General features: G+C 71.9%; 16 protein-coding genes. 8 read left to right on the top strand and 8 right to left on the bottom strand.

Annotated elements, in window-relative coordinates; all coding sequences use genetic code 11:
• Window positions 1–79: 79 nt before the first annotated feature.
• A complete protein-coding gene (locus tag CD790_RS17710) occupies window positions 80–919 on the bottom strand; it encodes a hypothetical protein (protein WP_260867664.1) in 840 nt (279 codons plus the stop codon).
• A gap of 152 nt (window positions 920–1071) precedes the next feature.
• On the opposite strand from CD790_RS17710, the gene CD790_RS17705 reads away from it, so the two are divergent.
• The 3 genes from CD790_RS17705 to CD790_RS17695 all read left to right on the top strand — a co-directional run bounded on the left by CD790_RS17705 (window position 1072) and on the right by CD790_RS17695 (window position 4940).
• Window positions 1072–1842, top strand: coding sequence for a hypothetical protein (locus CD790_RS17705; protein ID WP_144384221.1), 771 nt, complete (start codon window positions 1072–1074; stop codon window positions 1840–1842).
• Window positions 1843–1967: 125 nt separating this feature from the next.
• Entirely contained in the window at window positions 1968–3443 is a 1476-nt protein-coding gene (locus CD790_RS17700) for a translation initiation factor 2 (RefSeq protein WP_144384220.1), read from the top strand.
• 342 nt (window positions 3444–3785) lie between these two features.
• Window positions 3786–4940: an epoxide hydrolase family protein gene (locus CD790_RS17695; protein WP_144384219.1), complete on the top strand. Its 1155-nt coding sequence runs from the start codon at window positions 3786–3788 to the stop codon at window positions 4938–4940.
• Between the two features lie 84 nt (window positions 4941–5024).
• Here the strand turns inward: CD790_RS17695 and CD790_RS17690 are convergent, their stop codons facing one another.
• The 3 genes from CD790_RS17690 to CD790_RS17680 all read right to left on the bottom strand — a co-directional run bounded on the left by CD790_RS17690 (window position 5025) and on the right by CD790_RS17680 (window position 7974).
• Entirely contained in the window at window positions 5025–5801 is a 777-nt protein-coding gene (locus CD790_RS17690) for an alpha/beta fold hydrolase (RefSeq protein WP_144384218.1), read from the bottom strand.
• Between the two features lie 210 nt (window positions 5802–6011).
• A complete protein-coding gene (locus CD790_RS17685) occupies window positions 6012–6611 on the bottom strand; it encodes a dihydrofolate reductase family protein (protein WP_144384217.1) in 600 nt (199 codons plus the stop codon).
• 259 nt (window positions 6612–6870) lie between these two features.
• Window positions 6871–7974 carry an alpha/beta hydrolase gene (locus CD790_RS17680; protein ID WP_144384216.1) on the bottom strand — a complete coding sequence of 368 codons (1104 nt, stop codon included), beginning with the start codon at window positions 7972–7974 and terminating at the stop codon, window positions 6871–6873.
• 317 nt (window positions 7975–8291) lie between these two features.
• On the opposite strand from CD790_RS17680, the gene CD790_RS17675 reads away from it, so the two are divergent.
• The 3 genes from CD790_RS17675 to CD790_RS17665 all read left to right on the top strand — a co-directional run bounded on the left by CD790_RS17675 (window position 8292) and on the right by CD790_RS17665 (window position 10912).
• Window positions 8292–9164, top strand: a complete 873-nt coding sequence (locus tag CD790_RS17675; RefSeq protein ID WP_144384215.1) for a class I SAM-dependent methyltransferase — start codon at window positions 8292–8294, stop codon at window positions 9162–9164.
• A gap of 15 nt (window positions 9165–9179) precedes the next feature.
• Window positions 9180–10061, top strand: coding sequence for a hypothetical protein (locus tag CD790_RS17670; RefSeq protein ID WP_144384214.1), 882 nt, complete (start codon window positions 9180–9182; stop codon window positions 10059–10061).
• Between the two features lie 236 nt (window positions 10062–10297).
• On the top strand, window positions 10298–10912 hold the full coding sequence (locus tag CD790_RS17665) for a hypothetical protein (RefSeq protein WP_144384213.1): 615 nt from the start codon (window positions 10298–10300) through the stop codon (window positions 10910–10912).
• 102 nt (window positions 10913–11014) lie between these two features.
• Here the strand turns inward: CD790_RS17665 and CD790_RS17660 are convergent, their stop codons facing one another.
• The 4 genes from CD790_RS17660 to CD790_RS17645 all read right to left on the bottom strand — a co-directional run bounded on the left by CD790_RS17660 (window position 11015) and on the right by CD790_RS17645 (window position 15001).
• On the bottom strand, window positions 11015–11299 hold the full coding sequence (locus CD790_RS17660; RefSeq protein ID WP_144384212.1) for an antibiotic biosynthesis monooxygenase: 285 nt from the start codon (window positions 11297–11299) through the stop codon (window positions 11015–11017).
• Between the two features lie 124 nt (window positions 11300–11423).
• Window positions 11424–12128 carry a hypothetical protein gene (locus tag CD790_RS17655; protein ID WP_144384211.1) on the bottom strand — a complete coding sequence of 235 codons (705 nt, stop codon included), beginning with the start codon at window positions 12126–12128 and terminating at the stop codon, window positions 11424–11426.
• Window positions 12129–12152: 24 nt separating this feature from the next.
• Complete coding sequence (locus CD790_RS17650) at window positions 12153–14360, bottom strand: protein kinase domain-containing protein (RefSeq protein WP_186319081.1); 2208 nt, start codon at window positions 14358–14360, stop codon at window positions 12153–12155.
• Window positions 14361–14569: 209 nt separating this feature from the next.
• On the bottom strand, window positions 14570–15001 hold the full coding sequence (locus CD790_RS17645; RefSeq protein ID WP_186319080.1) for an RICIN domain-containing protein: 432 nt from the start codon (window positions 14999–15001) through the stop codon (window positions 14570–14572).
• Window positions 15002–15402: 401 nt separating this feature from the next.
• Between CD790_RS17645 and CD790_RS17640 the strand changes: the two genes are divergently transcribed.
• Both CD790_RS17640 and CD790_RS17635 read left to right on the top strand, forming a co-directional pair.
• Window positions 15403–16941 (top strand): MFS transporter, encoded by a 1539-nt coding sequence (locus CD790_RS17640; protein WP_144384208.1) that lies wholly within the window; start codon window positions 15403–15405, stop codon window positions 16939–16941.
• The gene (locus CD790_RS17635) at window positions 16938–17381 is read left to right on the top strand and encodes a cupin domain-containing protein (protein ID WP_144384207.1); all 444 of its coding nucleotides are present in this window, start codon (window positions 16938–16940) and stop codon (window positions 17379–17381) included. Before CD790_RS17640 ends, CD790_RS17635 begins: the two co-directional genes overlap by 4 nt.
• Window positions 17382–17480: the final 99 nt, after the last annotated feature.

Genomic DNA, 17480 nt, shown 5'->3' with positions numbered 1-17480 from the left:
CCAACGGTGCGGCCGCTCCGCCGTACGCCTTGGTGTGTACGGCGGAGCGGCCTCGTCCCCGGGATCGCGCGGCTCGTCGTCAGCCGTCCGTCGGACGGACGGTGTTCATGATCTTCTCGATCTCGGCGGGGGTCAGCGCGTTCGGCACGCCCTGGTCCGCGTAGATCACCCAGCCGTGCCGGGTGCCGTCGGGGAGCTCCTGCGCGATGCTGTGCACGATGGCGGTCGGCGGCACGCACGGGCTCGGCCGGTTGGTCACGGTGACCTTGGCGGTCGCGGTGTAGCCGTCGATGCCGTTCCGCTTCCACGGTCGGGCCTGGCCGACCTCCAGCTTCGGCTTGTGTTCCGCACCGCCGTACGCGGCGAAGCCCCAGTTGCCGGCCCAGTTGCGGGCGTTCTCCTGAAGTGTGCCGTCCTTGCCGCCGCCGGTGGTGCCGACCGTGGCCAACTGGCCCTTGCCCGCCGCGCCGAGCGCCTTGGGGTTGGGGGACGACGCGCAGCCGCCTTCCCGGTAGTTGGCGGCGCCGGTCATGACGACGATCGGCTTGCCGGCCTTGTCGATGTACGAGAGGGAAGTGGCCTGGTCGAGAACCTTCCACTGCTCGGACTTGGCGGGGACGTCGTAGCGGAAGCGGTGCTCGGCCCGGGTCTGCGTCTGCCAGCCGGGGACCAGGGGCTGGTCATCGGTGGCGCCCGCCGGGGCGGAGGGCTTCGTCCCGCCCCCGGACGGAGCCTGGGAAGGGGCCTGGGAGGGGGCCTGAGAAGGAGCCGACGACGCGGCCGACGGCTGCTGTGACGTCGCGGCGCCGTCCGCCGGGCCGCCGGTGTCGTCGTTGCACCCGGCCAGGGTGAGGGTCATGCCGATCGCGGCGGCCGCGAAGAGAGCCTTCTTGTACTGCAGGTTTTCTGACCAAGACATGACCAAGACCTTAAGCGGTGCACCTCCTTCCGCTTACCCGGGGGGCGGTGTCGTCCTTCTAGCCGTCGACGGAGGTCATCCGTCGTCGGGAAGCCGTGGCAGCGCCGCGGCCGCCACGTCGACACCAGGTCGGCCGGCCCTAACCTGGCGCCATGACGGATGACCTGAGTTTCCGGGTGGGCGACGTGCTGTCGATCGCCTGCCCGTTCACACCCACCCGGGTGGACAGGGGCGTGACATGGGATCACGTGTCGTTGGTCTGGCCATGGTGGCGACCGGATCCCGCCAGCGAGTTCCACCGCTGGAACGGGGTCGTGGGACTGGGCATCGACGCGAGCACTTGTGTCTGGGACGAGATGGAGCTGTTCCGCACCGACCCGGCGCCGGAGCACCTCACATCGGGTGACGTGTGCCGCGTGGGCGTGCCGCCGACCGTGGTGCATGTGACCGCCGTCGATCACTTCGACCCCCCGCTGGAGACGGGCTGGCTACCTCGTCCCCGTCTGTCCGTAGCGCTGCTGCCCCGGGGCCTGTCCTACCGCGAAACGCCCGACGACAGCCATGTCAACGGCACCGGCTACGAGATACATCCGGGGGACGGGACGCCGTTCACCTTCGAGCTGCTCTTCCGACCGTACGCGTTCCTCCAGCCGGAGGACGAGGTCGCCGATGCCGCGGGCCGGGCCTGTCGCTTCGACGGCCCCTGGGACTGGTACGCCTTCGACGGTGAGGAGATCTCCGACGGTCCTGTGTGGCCACTGACGCTCCTCACCCGCTCTGGGAGCGTGTGCGCCCCGGACGCCGCCGCGGCGGTGGCCGCGGCCACCGCGACGGGTTCGCATCAGGAGGTGCTCCGGCACTGGACCGGCCTCACCGACGCCACCCCCACTCCCCTCGGCACGGCCCTCCCGAGACTTCAGTGACGTGGGACGTCGACGTGGGAGGCCGTCGCCGCACCGGCACCGTCTGTCCGAGTACCGTGAGGACGCGAACAGGGCCAGCGGATTGGCCGGGGCGATCAGCGAACCCGGCCGGGGAGGGGCGTGGCATGAGCGCGCTACTCGACGGCCTCGCCGTCAACCCCGCCGCCCCGGCCGACCTGTTGCTGCGGCTGCTGCGGGAGGAGTACGAGTCCGCCTGGTACGTCCTGGCCTCCCGGCGCGCCTCCTTTCCCGAGCAGGTGACGGCCGCGATCGTCACACACCCCCACCCCCGGGTCCGCGGAGCCCTGGCCCGCAACCCGTTCGTGGATCCCGAGGTGCGCGGGCTGCTCGTGGACGATCCGGAATGGCTCGTCCGGGCCCGCCTCGTCGGCCGCCCGGACCGGACGCGGCCCGTCCGCCCGCTGCCCGACTGGGTGATCGACCGGATGCTCACCACGTACGACCACGACTTCCTGAGCGAGTTGCTGGTGTCCCGGCAGATCCCCTTTCGCCTGCGGCGCTCGTACGGCAGCCATCCCATGGCCTCGATCCGGCAGATGGCCACCGGCATGTGGACCCTGCTGTCGGAGGACGAACGGGTGGCGTTGCTCAGGGATCCGCATCCGCGGGTGCGGGCGAGCGCTGAGAGCATGCTGGAGACCGACGACGCGGAGGCGATGGAGCGCCAGCTCGGGCCGCTGCCCGTGCCACGCAACCACGGGACCGCGCTGATCCTGGTCAACTACCGCCTCTCCAGGACCGTCGTCGACTGGCTGCTGCGCGACCCCCACCCCGACAACGCCTGGGTCCTCGCTCACAACCACAGCACTCCGCCGGACGTCGTCGCCGGACTCCTCGCGCACCCCGATCCGAAGGTCAGGCTGGAGCTGGCCCGCCGCGCCCACCTCGCCCCCGCGCTGGTGGAGGCGCTCGCACGCGACCTCGACCCGCGGGTGCGCACGGCGATCTCCCTACGGCCGGAGCTGACCGAGGACGAGCGGGCGGCGATCGACTACACGGTGAACGCCGATGAGGAGTTCGGGCCGGTCGAACACCATGCCGTCGCGGCCCCCGATCCGGCCGTATCCGCCGGGTACGCCCGCTCGCGTCACCCGCTGCTCCGCCGCCGGGCCGCTCAGGACCCCGCGCTGCCCGCCGAGCTCGTCGCACAGCTCGCGCGGGACGACGACCTGGGCGTTCGGGTGCTGCTCGCCCACAACCACCCGGCGCCGCCGCCGGCGCTGTTGCTGCGCGGCTATCTGGAGCAGCGGGGTTCGGCCCGCGATCTGCTCACCGAGCATCCGCGCTTCCCCGTCGCGGGGCTGGGGGCACGTTTCGCGGACGCGGACGCTCCCGATGAGCGGCGCCTGGCCGTGCTCGACCCCGGTCTCGCCTCCGGCACCGCCGACCGGCTCACCCGCGACCCCGACCCGGCGATCCGCGCGGGCGCGGCCCGCCATCCCCGGCTGCCGGGCGGGCGGCTGCTCGCCCTCCTCGACGACGAAGAGCTGGGCGAGCACGCCGCCGCCAACCCGGCGCTGCCCGTGACCGTGATGCGCGGTCTGCTCACCTCGACGGCGGAATCGAGCGACAAGCGCTGAGGCTCGCGTAACGCTCCGGGTGGCGTCGGGTGTTCGCCGGCAGCGTCTGAGCGCTTCGGCCGGCGCATGCGCCACCGGAAGCGGTCGGCTCGGCCCGGCGACGGCGACCCGCCGCATACTCCCCGACCTGCCGGAATCTCCTTGATCCGTACACCACCCGGGAGGTAGCGTCTCCCTGACGTCCACGGATGTGCCGACGTCGACATGACCGCGCCACGCAAGGAGGTGAGCCCGTTGACCAGGACCGTGACCAACCACCCTGCCCGGGCCCTCCTGTCCGCCGCGTCGGTCTGACCGCGTCGCAGGAGCGCCCCTCACCCAGCACTCCTGAACGAAGGAAGCATGACAGTCACCCCTTTCCGGATCTCCGTGTCCGATGACGTCCTGAACGACCTGCGCGCCCGCCTGGAGCGCACCCTCTTCACGGCGGCGTCCGATGACACCTACTGGGCGGCCGGAACCGACCCGGGCTATCTGCGTGAACTGGTCGCCTACTGGGCGGACGGCTTCGACTGGCGCCGGGCCGAAGCGGCCCTCAACAGGTATCCGCACTTCATCGCCGAGGTCGCCGGGCGCCCGGTGCACTTCGTCCATCTGCGGGGCCAGCGCCCCGAAGGCGCACCGGCACCGCTGCCGCTGGTGATGACCCACGGCTGGCCGAGCAGCTTCGTGGAGATGCTCTCCGCCGCCGAGCGGCTCGCTGATCCGGCCGCGTACGGAGGTGACCCGCTGGACGCCTTCGACGTGGTCGTCCCCTCCCTTCCAGGCTTCCTCTACTCGGCACTCCCCGAGGGTCCGTTCACCCGTCGCGGGGTCGCCGGCATCTGGCACGAGCTGATGACGCGGACGCTCGGGTACCGGCGCTTCGGTGCCTTCGGCGGGGACATCGGGGGTGGGGTGACGCAGTGGCTCGGGGCCCTGTACCCGGGCGAGGTGGCCGGCGTCCACATCACCTCCGCGGTGGTCGACGTCGATTTCACCGAGCGAGCGGCGACCACCGAGGAGCGGGCGTTCCTCGACGCGCTGACCGCCTACGACGTCAACGACGGCGGCTACAGCGAGATCATGTGCACCCGGCCGGACACCATCGCCGCCGCGCTGAGGGACTCCCCCGCCGGACTCGTCGCCTGGATCGTCGACAAGTACCGCGACTGGAGCGACTGCGACGGCGACCTGGAACGGCGCTGGAGCAAGGACGCCATCCTCACGGTGGCGACGCTGTACTGGGCCACCGGGAGCATCGGCTCCTCCTTCCGGCAGTACTACGACTACCACCTGAACGAGCCGGTGCCGGGCATCTCCGTGCCCGCCGCGGTCACGCTGAGCAGTGAACCGGCCTTCGCCGGTCTGCCGCGCAGCCTGATGGAACGGCTCTGCGGCGACCTGCGCCACTGGAGTACGCCGGGACGCGGCGGGCACTTCATGGCGCACGAGGAGCCCGAGCAGATCGCCGACGAGCTGCGGACCTTCTTCCGCCCGCTGCGGCAGCGCGGCTGATCCCGTGGCCGAGGACGTGCGGTGACACGGCGGGCGCGGTCATCGCACGTCCAAGGAACGGGGCTGGACGGCGTCCGCCGCCCGTCACGCACGGGTTTTGCCGCCGAGGGCCGCCTCGCGGAGGAACCGCGTCATCAGGTCGGCGACCGCGCCGGGCCGCTCCAGGCTCGGCAGGTGGCCGGCCCAGGACAGTTCCAGGTGGCGGGCGCCGGAGATCCGCTCCGGGAGGCGGGCCGCGATCTCGCGGAAGTCCGCCAGGTCGTGCGCGCCGGATACGGCCAGGCAGGGTGCCTTGATCCGCGACAGGTCGACCCGCGTCTCCACCGGGTCGAACTCCTCCTTCGCCGCCGACTGCACCTCGAAGGCGTGCCGCTGCATCCCGCGAACCCGCTCGCGGACCTCCTCATCGGCCTCCGGACCGAGCCACGTCTCCACGTTCAGCTCGACGGCCCCGGCGAGATCGCCGGCTTCGAACAGCGCCTCCTCCTGCTCGTCGAAGGACCGCAGCGCGGCGCCGGGTACATGCCCGGGCGCCCCGGAGCAGAGCAGCATCAGGGCGGTGACCGCGTCCGGACGGGTCGCCGCCACCTCCAGGGCGACCCTCCCCCCGTACGAGGCCCCGACCAGCGCGGCCTGCTCGATGCCCAGGTGGTCCAACAGGTCGCCGACGTCCTCGGCGTCGCTGTACGGGTGGTCCGCCACCGGTGAGTCACCGAATCCCCGGAAGTCGCACCGGACCACCCGGTAGCCGGCATCGACCAGCACCCGCCACTGTGGGTCCCACATGCGCCGGTCACACACCGACGAGTGCAGCAGCACGAGGGTGGGACCGTTCCCTGATACGTCGTGAGAAAGAGTCATCCCGGCGGACGGTAGCGGACACCATGCCGCGAGTCATCAGAATTTCGGTGCCGCTCGACGCGGCCCCGGCCCTGGACCGGTTGGGCCCTGGTCGTCCATGCCCACGGCCGTCAGGCGAGCCACTCGGATCCGCCCCGCGCACCGTACGGAGCCCACTGGTCGTGTGGTGTCGGTGAGCCGCCTGCCCAGCGCGGCTCACCGACGGCAGGTTCAGAGCGTGTTGGCGCGCGCGTAGGTGAGGTAGGCGGCTCCGCTCTTCAGCACGGTGTGGTCCGTGAGTTCCCAACGGCACGGGTCGAAAGCGGCCTTGTGGGAGAAGAGCGGTATGCCGGAGCCGATGGTCAGCGGCCCCACCTTGAGGATCAGCTGGTCGATCTCGGTGTACAGGGCACTCGCCAGCTCACCGCCGCCGATCAGCCAGATGTCCTTGCCGTCCTGCTGCTTCAGCTCCCGCACCTTCGCCACCGGATCACCGGCGACCAGTTCGACGGCCGGGTCCGGGCTCTCGGTGAGCGTCCGGGAGAAGACCAGGTGGCGCAGGTGGGGGTAGGCGTCGGTGATGCCGGCCTTGAGGCCGATCTCGTAGCTGCGCCGCCCTTCGAGGACGGTGTCGAAGTGGGTCCCCTCCGCCGTGACGTTCAGCGCCGCGCGGGCCGGGCCCGGCAGGGTCTCCGGGTACTCCGCCATGAGGTGCTGGATGTAGTCCTCGGGGATCGGCCAGAAGCCGTCCGGGCCGGTCGGGTCGGCGCCGTCCGGCCCCGCGATGAAACCGTCGAGGGTGGTGGCGATGTAGTAGACGAGCTTGCGCACGGACGGCCCTTCGTCGATCGAGTGTGATGGAGCGGTCCGAAGCGGCCGCATCGCGTGCCGAGCCGGTGGCCACGGACCGCCACATGATCATCGCACTTTTCCCTCACGACGGGGAGACGCGCACGGGGGTCATCCCGCGCCGACGCGGTGCGGACACCCGCGCGTAGGGGCCGCCGCACCACCCGCCCGGTCCGCCGGCCTCGCCGGCGCGTCGACTGGCCGCACGTTCGTCGACGGCGGGGCGGCTGTCGACTCCGGGTCAGCTGTCGGTGCCGGGGTGGCCGTCGGTGTCGGGGCGGCTGTCGGTGTCGGGGCGGCTGTCGAGTCCGGGGCGGCTGTCGGATTGGGCGAGGAGACGCCGGAGCCAGCGGGTGCGGGCGTCGCGTGCGTCCTGACTGAGGGCCGCCCGCGGGGCCAGGCCGTCGAAACCGTGGTAGGCGCCGGGCCATACATGCAGTTCGGCCTGGCCGCCGGCCTGCCAGATGGCGTTCGCGTACGCCACGTCCTCGTCCCGGAACATCTCGGCCGACCCGACCTCGATATAGGTCGGGGGGAGGCCGGAGAGGTCCGTGGCGCGGGCGGGGGCCGCGTAGGGCGGGAGGTCGGCGGCTCCGTAGCGGTCGCCCAGCACCGCCTTCCACACGGTCGCACTGGAGGTGAGGTCCCAGAAACCGGTGCCCGTCATCTGATGGCTGGAGAAGGTGCGGCCGCGGTCGTCGAGCATCGGGCACAGCAGCAACTGTCCCAGCGGCCGGGGACCGCCGCGGTCGCGGGTCAGCAGGGCCAGGGCCGCGGCGAGCCCGCCGCCGGCGCTCTTCCCTCCGATGATGACGCGGTCCGCGTCGATGCCCAGTTCGGCCGCGTGTCCGGCCGCCCAGACCAGTCCGGCGTAGCAGTCCTCCAGCGGTCCGGGGTACCGCGTCCCCGGCGCCAACCGGTACTCGACCGAGATGACGGCCAGTTCCAGCGGGAGGGCCCACTCGTGAAGGATCCGCGGCAGCACCGACCACGCGTTGCCCATGATCATCGCGCCCCCGTGCATGTAGTACAGCAGAGGCAGCGGCCCGACGAGCCCGGAGGGTCGCGCGCTCACGAGCGTGACGTCCGGTTCGCCCGGCGGGCCCGGCACACGGATCTCCGCCACCTCGAACCGGCCGTCGGCGCGCAGGTCCTCGGCCGTCGGCCGGGGCCGGGTCGCGGCATCCCGCTCCTGCCGGGCCGCGAGGTTCTCCGGAGTGATCGGCTCCCTCGGCTCCTTCCCCAAGGCCGCCGCCAACACGACGCTCAGTTCGGGGTCGAACGGGGGCACCGCCCCCGGTGTCGGGACACCGCCGGACTCGGACGACTCGCGGTGGACACTCATGACCAACCCCCCGGTCGGACGGCGGGATGCCACTCGGCAACCCCGCTGGAACGGCAGCACGGCCGCACGCGCAGGCACCCGAGGAACGCTCGCCTGAGCCCGAGACCCATACGGCGTAGCCAATCACACCGCCGGGGGGACACACCTGCTCGGATGGTTTCCCGTCCGTCGAGCGGCTGACTCCGCGCCGGCGCGTCAAGCGGTAGCCGTAGCGGTAGCCGCGCCGCCGCCCCGGGTCGCGGCAGTAGTCACCGCATCTACAGAAAAATCCACTTTCTTGCTAGTTTCTATGGACACTCAGCGGGAACGGAGCGCCGATGACGGGGCCACCCTCGGACGGGAACGGGGACGACACGCACGGCCCCGGCGAGTACGGGCGGGACCTCTTCGAACCCGAGGATCCCCGCGAGGCCGACCGCATCGACTACGGAGCCCTGGCCTACGACCCGGTCACCCGAGACCGTCTGCTCGCCCTGGGTGTGGGCCCCGGGTGGCGCTGTCTGGACGTCGGCGCCGGCACGGGGACGGTGGCGCGGTGGCTGCTGGAGGAGGCGGGCGTCGACGAGGTGGTGGCCGTGGACCAGGACGTCAGCCGGCTGGCCCCGCTCGCGGGCCCCCGGCTGCGGGTGCTCGCCGCCGACATCCGCGACGCGCACCTCGACCCGGGCCGTTTCGACCTCGTCCATGCCCGCTTCGTCCTCATGCACCTGCCGGAGCGTCGGCCCCTCATCTCCCGCCTCGCGGGCTGGCTGGCACCAGGGGGCCGACTCGTCCTGAGCGACGCGGTGGAGGTCCCCGACAGGCTCGACGCCTCCTCCCCCTACCGGCTCACCATGGACACGATGTGGCGGGTGCTCAAGGAGAGGATCGGCACCGATATCGTCCCGGTGCCGGCCTACCCGCACTTCCTGCGCGAGGAAGGGCTGCGGGACGTCGCGGCTGAGCTCTTCTGCCCACCCCTGACGCCCGGCGAACCGGTCACCCGGTTCTGGTCCGAGACCTGGCGGCGGATGCGCCCCGCCCTGGAGGAGACGGGGCGGGTGGCCCCGACCACCATCGACGAGGCGCTGGCCTACCTCGGCTCCCCTCGACTCGCCGAGCTCGCGCCCGGCATGATGACCGCATGGGGGTCACGGGCCTCCGCCGCCCCGCGCCCCGGCGCCGACGCCCCGACCTCCCACAGTCCCTGACTAGAGTCAGACGTCATGGACATGGAGATACTCACCGCGCTGCTGCCCAGGCTCGGCGACCGTCAGGACGTGTGGCGGGCCGAGCGAGAGCTGACGGCGATCGGCCGCGCCGCCGTTCCGGAGCTGCTGGCGATCCGACGGGAGGGCCCGGGACATCTGCGTCGGCACGCGCTTCACGCGCTCGCCCTGCTCGGCGCCGGTGACGAACTGTCAGTCCGCGACCAGGCGGCGCTGAGACGGCTGGTGGATGTCAAGCTGCTCGCCGACCGACCCCTTGACGAGCACTGTCCGTTCATATGGATGGCCGTTCCGGCCGCGACCTACGAGGGAGTCTTCACCGCGCTGGATCTCCATGACCGCGTTCCGGCGACGATGGCGATGGGCATGTCCGGTGTGGAGCATGCCGAGGTCACGCTGGCAGGCCCGGACGGCGCGGAGGTGACCGCGTACCGCGCCTTCGTCACACCGGAGTTCTCCGGCTGGCGGATGGTGTTCGGCCCGCCGGTGTGGGGCTGCACCGACAACGGGCTGCTGGCACGGGTCAGCGAGCACTGCGGGCAGGCCCACTACTACGCGCGCGACAGCTACGACGACGCGCACGCCTGGGCGATCGCCGAAGAGGGCCGGGTGATTCGGTCGCACAGCACATACGACGAACCGCGGTGGACCCACGAGCCCCTGCCGTGGGAGGAGCCGCAGACGGCCGACCCGCTCTGGGAGCCCGGGATGTACGAGCCCAACGCCTCCTGCGAGTGGAATGCGAACGAGGTCGCCGACCGGGTGACGGTCGACCCGGAGCGCATCACCGAGGACACCCCCATGGCAGGCCACGGCTGGCTGGCGGTGACGGTGCCGGGGATCGGCCACGGGCCGTTCCCCGGGGCGCTGTCGATCTGACGAGCCTCAGCCCGAAGGACGCCGCCTGACGAGATGCCGGCGGAGCGCACCCGCCCGGCCGCCGGGGCCCGCTCCTCCTCCCGGGAGCACCTGACCCACGGGGCGCGGCCGCGCGGCCCTCCGGGCCCGGAGGCCCCGCCAACCGGTGGAGACCTCCGGGCCGGGCCGGCATGGCGCCATGCCGAGGCTCGATGGGCTCGGATGCTGAGGGTCTCGCCCCTCATGCAGGAGAGACCATGGACGACCCCAGCGCTCACGAAGCCGGCCGATCGGCAGCCAAGAGCGCAGGCCATGACGGGCCTCCCGGCCAGCCGGGAGTCATCGGCATCGCGCTCGCCGCCGTGCTGGCGGCCGCACTCGCGCAGGGTTCCTGGGAATGGTTCTCGACATACATCGGGGTGACACTGCTCGCCCTGATCTTCTCCTTCTACCGGCTGCCCACGTGGAGGCCCGGCCTCGGGTCCGCGTACACGCGGAATCTGGCCGCGTACTCGCTGGTCGTCGGTCTGTGCGTGGCCATCGCGCTGGCGCCGGCGATGCAGCGCTGGGCGTGGCTGTTCCCGATGCCGGGCTCTCGTGAAGGGTGTCCTGAGCTGGGCGCGTACGAGGAGATCCAGGCGGAGGCCGCGCTGGCGGACCTGGCCGGCCGCGACCCCGCCGCCCTGGCTCGCGCGCAGCGGGTGCACAGCCACGAGGCCGTCGCCGACTGTCTGACGACCACGACGACGCGGTGGTTGCCGGTGTACGGGGTCGCGGCGGCCGTACTGGTGGGTCTGGGCGCGTGGTCGCTCGCCCGGGCTCGGGCACGCGAGGAGACGACCGCGGCGAGGCGGAATCCTCCTCGGGGCTGAGCGGACGGGCGCACGCGAGAGGACGGGACGGCGGGTTCCGGGGTGGCGCCGCGGCGCCGGGCACCGAGCCGAGGCCACCGGGAACGTCGTGCCGTGCCGCGGCTACCGGGAAAGCAGGGTGAAGAACTCGCGGGGCCGGTGTTCGCGCTCGTCGGCGTCGACGATCACGCCCGCGTCGCGGGCGGCGGAGAAGGCCGCCCGCAGGGCCTGCTCGGTCTCGAACCGTCCGGTCGTCACCACCACCCCTCCTTCGGTCGTGACCCAGCATTCGGCCGACAGAGCACCCGGCCTGGACGCCACGAACTCACAAGCCTTGTGCACGCGGTCGGTGAACTCCTCGGCGTAGTCGGGTCGCGGATAGTGGAAGGCGACGAATCCGAAGGACATACGGCCAACTCCCTCTCATGTACGACGGCTGGGGGACGGCGCACAAACGAGGCTAGACCCGGACACGCGATGCCCTGTAGGCGGTGCGGGCGTGAGGAGAGGCACATCGGGAGCAAAGCAGCGACTACGTCCCCGCGTTGAACGCCTCCGCGGTGACGTCTCGCTCGAGTTCGACGAGTCGGTATCCGTAGACACGTGGCGCTGTCACCCGGATGACCAGGCAGAACCGGTCTTGGGAGGACAGGGTCCCGGCCAGCGAACGGTGGTCGCGTTTCAGGAAGTAGACGGCCGCGCGGTTGGTGTTGGCCATCTGGCCGCAGATGAGGAAGACGGGATGGGTTGCTCCGTGGGGGGTGAACTTGGCGACCAGGGCGTACTCCCGCTCGTCGCGGGCCAGTCGGTACTCGTGGTCTCCGACGACGAGCGCGGTGGAGTCCGGTCCGCTGCTGTAGGGGCGGAACCTGACGCCGGGCAGGTGGGCTGAGAGGTGGCCGGCCGAACGCTCGTTGGTGGTCGGTCCGCCGATGCAGAACTCGGTGCGCGAGCTGGTGCTGCCGCGAGCCTGGTCCGCCGTCTCGAAGCTGATGCGCGCTCTGAGCTGTTCGGCGAGCGCCGCCGCTTCCAGCAGCGCGTGGACGTCCTGGTGTGCGGTGACCCGGGGCGAGCTGTGATGGTGACTCAGGACGATCAGGCATTCCTGGCCCGGGCTGACGCCGAAGAACGTCGCTCTCCTGCGCCATACGCGGGCCATCCGCGCACGCTGCCACAGCCACACGGACACTCCGCTGATCACACTGGTGATCAGGCCGATCAGGATGTTCGCCAACACCGGTGACCCACGCCCCCCGACCTTCTACCGGCCTCCATTGATCACCGCTCGTTCCACCGAGCCGTCCTCGACATGCCACTTCTTGAGGATCCGCGCGTACTCGCCGCTCGCTATGAGGCTGTCGAGGGCCTTCCGCACCGCGTCGCGCAGGACCGTGCCCTGCTTGACGACCGCGATGCCGTAGAGAACGGCTTCGATCCGTTCGCCGCTGAGTTCGAGGGCGTCGCCGCCCGAGTGGGTGGCGGCGGTGTGCGCCGCGACCGGGAATTCGTCGACGCAGGCAGCGGACCGGCCGTTGGCGACGTCGTTGTAGACCTCCGCCGATGCGTCGAACTCCCGGATCCTCAGCTTCTTGCGGACCTTGTCGTTCAGCCCGTCCAGGAGAGCATGGCCGAACGTGCCGCGCTGCACGGCGACCGTTCTGCCGGAGAGGTCGTCGAGCTTCTCGATGCCCTGCGGGTTGCCCTTGCGGACGACGAGCGTGGATCCGGACCTGAAGTAGTCGATCATGTCGACACCGTCGCCGGTCTTCTTGCCGTCCGCGAGGCCCTCCTGACGTGCCCTGTTGTCGGTCATCGCCGACATGACCAGGTCGAAGCGGCCTGTCTGCAGTCCGGTGAGCAGGGTGTCGAAGACGGCGTTCTGGAAAACGAAGCGCACGCCCAGCACCCGGCCGAGGGCGTTGGCGAGATCGACGTCGACACCGACGACCTCGCCGTCCCGGACGAACTCCATGGGCGCGAAGGCGGTGTCCGAGCCGACGGTGACGATGCCCTTGTCGCGTATCTCCTGCGGCAGTTGGACGGAGGGGGTCACCACGGAGGGGGCCTTGCCCGGTGCGGAGCCGCCGGACGGCTTCCCGGAGCCGCCGGGCTCGGCCCCCGTACGCCGCCCGGCACCGCCCTCGTCCCGGCCATCCGGTCGCAGCGCCCAGACCAGCGCCCCGCCGCCGCCCACGGCCCCGACGGCGGACAGCGCGGCGAGGAAACGGCGCCGGCTCGACCCGGGGGGCGTGGGCTCTCCGGAGACGTACGGCGGCCTCACCGGGGTGATGTCGTGCAGTCCCGGGGGTGGGGCGGCCTGGTGCGGCCCCCGCGGCGGGGTGGTGGGAGCGGGACCGTACCGACCCGGGTGCGGCGCGGCCGGCGCGAAGGGCACGGAGGGCGTGGCCGGCGCGGAGGGCGTGGCCGGCGCGGAGGGCGTGGGAGGGCCCGGGGGCGGCGGCGTGGTGCCGTACGCCGGCGAGGAGGGCATGCCGCCCGTCCCCGCCGTGCCACTCGGCGGCGGGCCGAAGGAGGTGCCGGCGGGCCCGTCGGCCGAGGGCGCGGGCGCCGACGGGTCCGGGGTCCGGGGATCGCCGAGCCGCTCGGACAGCCGGCGCAGCTGTGCGGCGACGGGCTCCGGCAACCAGTCGCCGTACGGGCCCGGCGGGCCCACCCGCGCCATGAGGTCGGGCAGGGCGGGTCGCCGCTGGGGCTCCTTCGCCAGGCAGTCCGCCGCCAGCTCTCTCAGGCCGCCGGTCGGGACGTCGTCGAGCCGCGGCTTCTCGTGCACGGTGCGGTACATGAGGACCTGCGGTTCGGCGTTCCCGTACGGACCGCTGCCCGTCGCCGCGAACACGATCACCCCGCCGAGCGCGAACACGTCCGCCGCGCCCGTGACGCCGGGGCCCGTCATGGCGAGTTGTTCGGGGGCCATGAACCCGGGGGTGCCGAGTGCGGTACCGGTCATCGTCAGGGCGGTGTCCGCGGCGGAGTGCGCGATGCCGAAGTCGATGACGCGCGGGCCCTCGACGGTGAGCAGGATGTTCGACGGCTTGAGGTCGCGGTGCACCAGGCCGTGCGCGTGCACCCCCGTCAGGGCGTCCAGCAGGCCGGCCGTCAGCAGTCGCACCGCGGCCTCGGGCAGCGGCCCGTGGTCGTGCACGGCGTCGGACAGCGCGACGCCCGGCACGAAGGTCGTCGCCATCCAGGGCACGTCGTCGTCCGGCGCGGCGTCGACCACCGGCGCCACGAACGGGCCGCCCACCCGCTGGGCGGCGGCCACCTCGCGGGCGAAACGGGCCCGGAAGCCCCGGTCGTCCGCGAGCTCGGAGCGCGCGGTCTTCACCGCCACCGTCCGCCCGTCCACCGCACGGCCGAGAAAGACCCGCCCCATGCCGCCGCCGCCCAGCAGCCCGATGATCCGGAACGGGCCGATCTGCTGTGGATCGCCCTTCGCCAGCGGTCGCACCGATATCCCCACCCCTACCAGCAGTTCGTGTACCGCAGTATCCCGCACGCGCCCGAGCGATCCGACGCGGGTGAGGTCGGCCCGGCCGGGGAAGGATCAGGCCCGGCGCGGGAAGAACAGGCCCTCCGCCCGCGTGTGGCGAGTGGAGGGCCTGACACCGACGAAGCCGGAACGAGCCCCGCAGGCGAGCCGTGCGTACGAGCTACGCGTCAGCTCCAGCGCTGGCGCGGGACACCCGTGTCGGAGGCGGTGTAGACGACGTCGCTGGGCTGCACGCCGAGGGTGCGCCCGGTGGCCTTGTTCTTCAGCCGCCAGCCCGTGGAGTCCTTGGTCTCGTACCACTTCTGGTAGTTGCCACCGTTGCAGGCACCCACGTAGACGGCACCCGCCGCATTGCTGTCGAGGCACTTCCCGGTGAGCTGGTGCTTCATGGTGTAGCTACCGTCGGACAGCTTGGTCTCGGTCCACTTCATGCTCGCCCCGCTGGCAGAGGTCGTACGGACCTTGCCGTTGAAGTACGCCAGGTACTCGCCGTTGCCCTTGTTCTTCCAGGTGACGGTCTGGCTCGCGGCGCTCGCCTGCCCCGTACCCACCACGGCCAGCGCCGGGGCGAGAACCGCGGCGACGGCGAATGTGCGCATCAGGCGCTTCTTCATGGAGTTCCCCCTGAAGGATCGAATGTCCAACCCGGCGGCACCGACTGTCTCTCGGCAGGCGTACGACGAGTGACCGGTACGCGGCGAGTCCACGCCGACAGCCGCTCGTAAGCGAGCACCCGGCTCTCCAACGCTCCGTGCCACAAGGGACGTCGCGCGTCGCATACGAGGTCGTCGCCCCTGTGACCGTGGCCGCCTCAGGCCGACAGCAGCCTTGATGCGCCGAATTGATCATTAAGGTCGGTGGCACGTTACCCCGGCGTGATCATGCCGTGCAACGCCAACTGGCGGCGACCCGACCGAGCGACGGCGACCAGGACGACCGGCAAGATGGCCGCCAGAGGACTGCGTAGACAGTGTCTACATGTGACTGGTAGACAGTGTCTATGGATGACCAGAGTTCCACACGACCACACCTCGCACTCCTCGTCAGCGTGGCGGGCGCGGTGATCGTCGCGCTGGACGGCACGGTGTTGCTCGTGGCGCAGCCCAGCCTGCAACGCGATCTCGGCGCGACCGTGGCGCAGGTCCAGTGGACCAGTACGGGCTACCTGCTCGCGGTGGCCGCGTTCCTGGTCCTCGCGGGGCGCCTCGGCGATCGGTACGGGCACCTTCGGCTGTTGTTCGTCGGCGCCCTCGGCTTCGGCGCCGCCTCAGCCGGCATCGCGCTCGCGCCCCACATCGGCTGGGTCATCGGCCTGCGCGCCGTCCAGGGTGTGTTCGGCGCGCTCCTGCAGCCGGCGACACTCGCGCTGCTGCGGCTGAGCTACCCACCGCACCGGCTCGGCACGCCGGTCGCCATCCGCACCAGCGCGATCGCGGTGGCCGCGGGGGCCGGTCCGGTCCTCGGGGGTGTCCTCGTCGAGCAACTCGGCTGGCGCGCCGTGTTCTGGGTCAATCTCCCCGTCGCGCTCGTGATCGCCGCGCTCGCCCTCGCCGTCCGGGCGCCCATGCCCGAACCTGTCGGCGCTCAGCGGCCCGACCTCGCCGGCGCGACCCTGCTGGTGTCCTCGCTCGCCGTCCTGGTGCACACCCTGGCCGAGGTGCCGTCCCGTGGCTGGACCGCCCCGCCGACACTGCTCGGTCTGGTCGCCGTCGTCGGCCTCGCGGCGGCGCTCGTCGCGCACGAACGCCGCGCCGCCCACCCGATCGTTCCGGCTGCCGTGGCCCGGTCCACACCGGTGACGGCGTCCATGACGCTCCTCCTCGTCACCAGTGGAGGCATGTTCGGAGCGCTGTTCATCGCCAACTTCCTCCTCCAGGACCTCCTTCGGCTCGACCCGCTCGCCAGCGGCCTCCGGGTCCTTCCGCTCACCGCGCTCATGGTCCTCGGCGCACCCGCCGCCAGCGCCGCGCTGCGCGGGTACGGCCCGCGCCGCACCGCGATCGCCGGTACGCTCCTCGTCACCCTCGGCATCGCCGGCCTGTCCCGGCTTGACCAGACCGGCACCTGGTTGGTCACCGGCGCGACCTTCGCGGTGCTCGGTGCGGGGTTCGCCACCGTGATGGTCACCGCGACCGGGACGGTCGTCGGCGACGCGCCCCCCGAGTACGCCGGGGTGGTCGGTGGACTCAAACAGACCGCGATGAACATCGGACCGACACTCGGAATCGCCGTCGCTGCCAGCATGACGCACAGCGGTCCGGCCGCGGTCGGCCCCCTGACGGCGTCCGCCCCACCCCCGGGGCCCGCCTTGCTGGCCCTGGCCGGCCTCTCCGCGCTCGGCTTGCTCCCGGCCTCCCTGCTGCCCCCGGGGCCGGCCGCCGGCAGGACACGCGACACGACGACCTCCGCCGATCCCAATTCCGCCTGCGCCGAGCCGGCATGCGTTGCCATAGTGGCAACAACAGTTGTCGCCTCCGGTGTGGGCGCGCACCCTGGTCCCGGCCCAAGCAACCGAGGACCAGGAGAGGCCGCACGATGACCACGTACGAAGGCGCCGGGACCGCGCCGCGCCCCGGTGACGACGCTCCGCTGAACAACCGCGTCCACCACATTCGATCCGGCGAGTTGGACGGCTACGCCGCCATCAGCGGCGGCACCGTCGGTTCGCGGAAGCTCTGGATGGGTCTGGTGGAGAACCCGCCGTCGAGCGCGACGGACAACCACCATCACGGCGATTCGGAGGCGGGCATCTATGTGGTCAGCGGCCACCCCGTGTTCGTCTACCACGACGGAACTCGGGAGGTACGACTCGCCGCCGGTCCGGGGGACTTCTTCCTCGTCCCGCCGTTCGTCCCGCACCGCGAGGAGAACCCCGACCCGAACGAGCCCGCGGTCGTCGTGATCGCTCGCACCACGCAAGAGCCGATCAAGGTGTCCGTGCCCGAGCTGTACCGGCTCGAAGAGGCGGGCACGCGGTAGAGGTGAGGGTGCGTCCCTCCGCGGCGCCCCGCCTCCGCCCGGCGCGACCCGTGCGGGGCGGGGCGTCGGGCCGGCGGAGGCAGGCGCCGGCAACCGGTT

It is taken from the genome of Streptomyces sp. SAJ15 (assembly GCF_007595705.1).
Classification (GTDB): Bacteria; Actinomycetota; Actinomycetes; order Streptomycetales; family Streptomycetaceae; genus Streptomyces.
This window is presented reverse-complemented; position numbering and strand designations above follow the sequence as displayed.

What these genes read in the sequence shown, in the direction of transcription:
- CD790_RS17710 (WP_260867664.1), bottom strand. Translation starts at nt 919, where the DNA reads ATGTCTTGGTCAGAAAACCTGCAGTACAAGAAGGCTCTCTTCGCGGCC.
- CD790_RS17705 (WP_144384221.1), top strand. Translation starts at nt 1,072, where the DNA reads ATGACGGATGACCTGAGTTTCCGGGTGGGCGACGTGCTGTCGATCGCC.
- CD790_RS17700 (WP_144384220.1), top strand. Translation starts at nt 1,968, where the DNA reads ATGAGCGCGCTACTCGACGGCCTCGCCGTCAACCCCGCCGCCCCGGCC.
- CD790_RS17695 (WP_144384219.1), top strand. Translation starts at nt 3,786, where the DNA reads ATGACAGTCACCCCTTTCCGGATCTCCGTGTCCGATGACGTCCTGAAC.
- CD790_RS17690 (WP_144384218.1), bottom strand. Translation starts at nt 5,801, where the DNA reads ATGACTCTTTCTCACGACGTATCAGGGAACGGTCCCACCCTCGTGCTG.
- CD790_RS17680 (WP_144384216.1), bottom strand. Translation starts at nt 7,974, where the DNA reads ATGAGTGTCCACCGCGAGTCGTCCGAGTCCGGCGGTGTCCCGACACCG.
- CD790_RS17675 (WP_144384215.1), top strand. Translation starts at nt 8,292, where the DNA reads ATGACGGGGCCACCCTCGGACGGGAACGGGGACGACACGCACGGCCCC.
- CD790_RS17670 (WP_144384214.1), top strand. Translation starts at nt 9,180, where the DNA reads ATGGACATGGAGATACTCACCGCGCTGCTGCCCAGGCTCGGCGACCGT.
- CD790_RS17665 (WP_144384213.1), top strand. Translation starts at nt 10,298, where the DNA reads ATGGACGACCCCAGCGCTCACGAAGCCGGCCGATCGGCAGCCAAGAGC.
- CD790_RS17660 (WP_144384212.1), bottom strand. Translation starts at nt 11,299, where the DNA reads ATGTCCTTCGGATTCGTCGCCTTCCACTATCCGCGACCCGACTACGCC.
- CD790_RS17645 (WP_186319080.1), bottom strand. Translation starts at nt 15,001, where the DNA reads ATGCGCACATTCGCCGTCGCCGCGGTTCTCGCCCCGGCGCTGGCCGTG.
- CD790_RS17640 (WP_144384208.1), top strand. Translation starts at nt 15,403, where the DNA reads ATGGATGACCAGAGTTCCACACGACCACACCTCGCACTCCTCGTCAGC.
- CD790_RS17635 (WP_144384207.1), top strand. Translation starts at nt 16,938, where the DNA reads ATGACCACGTACGAAGGCGCCGGGACCGCGCCGCGCCCCGGTGACGAC.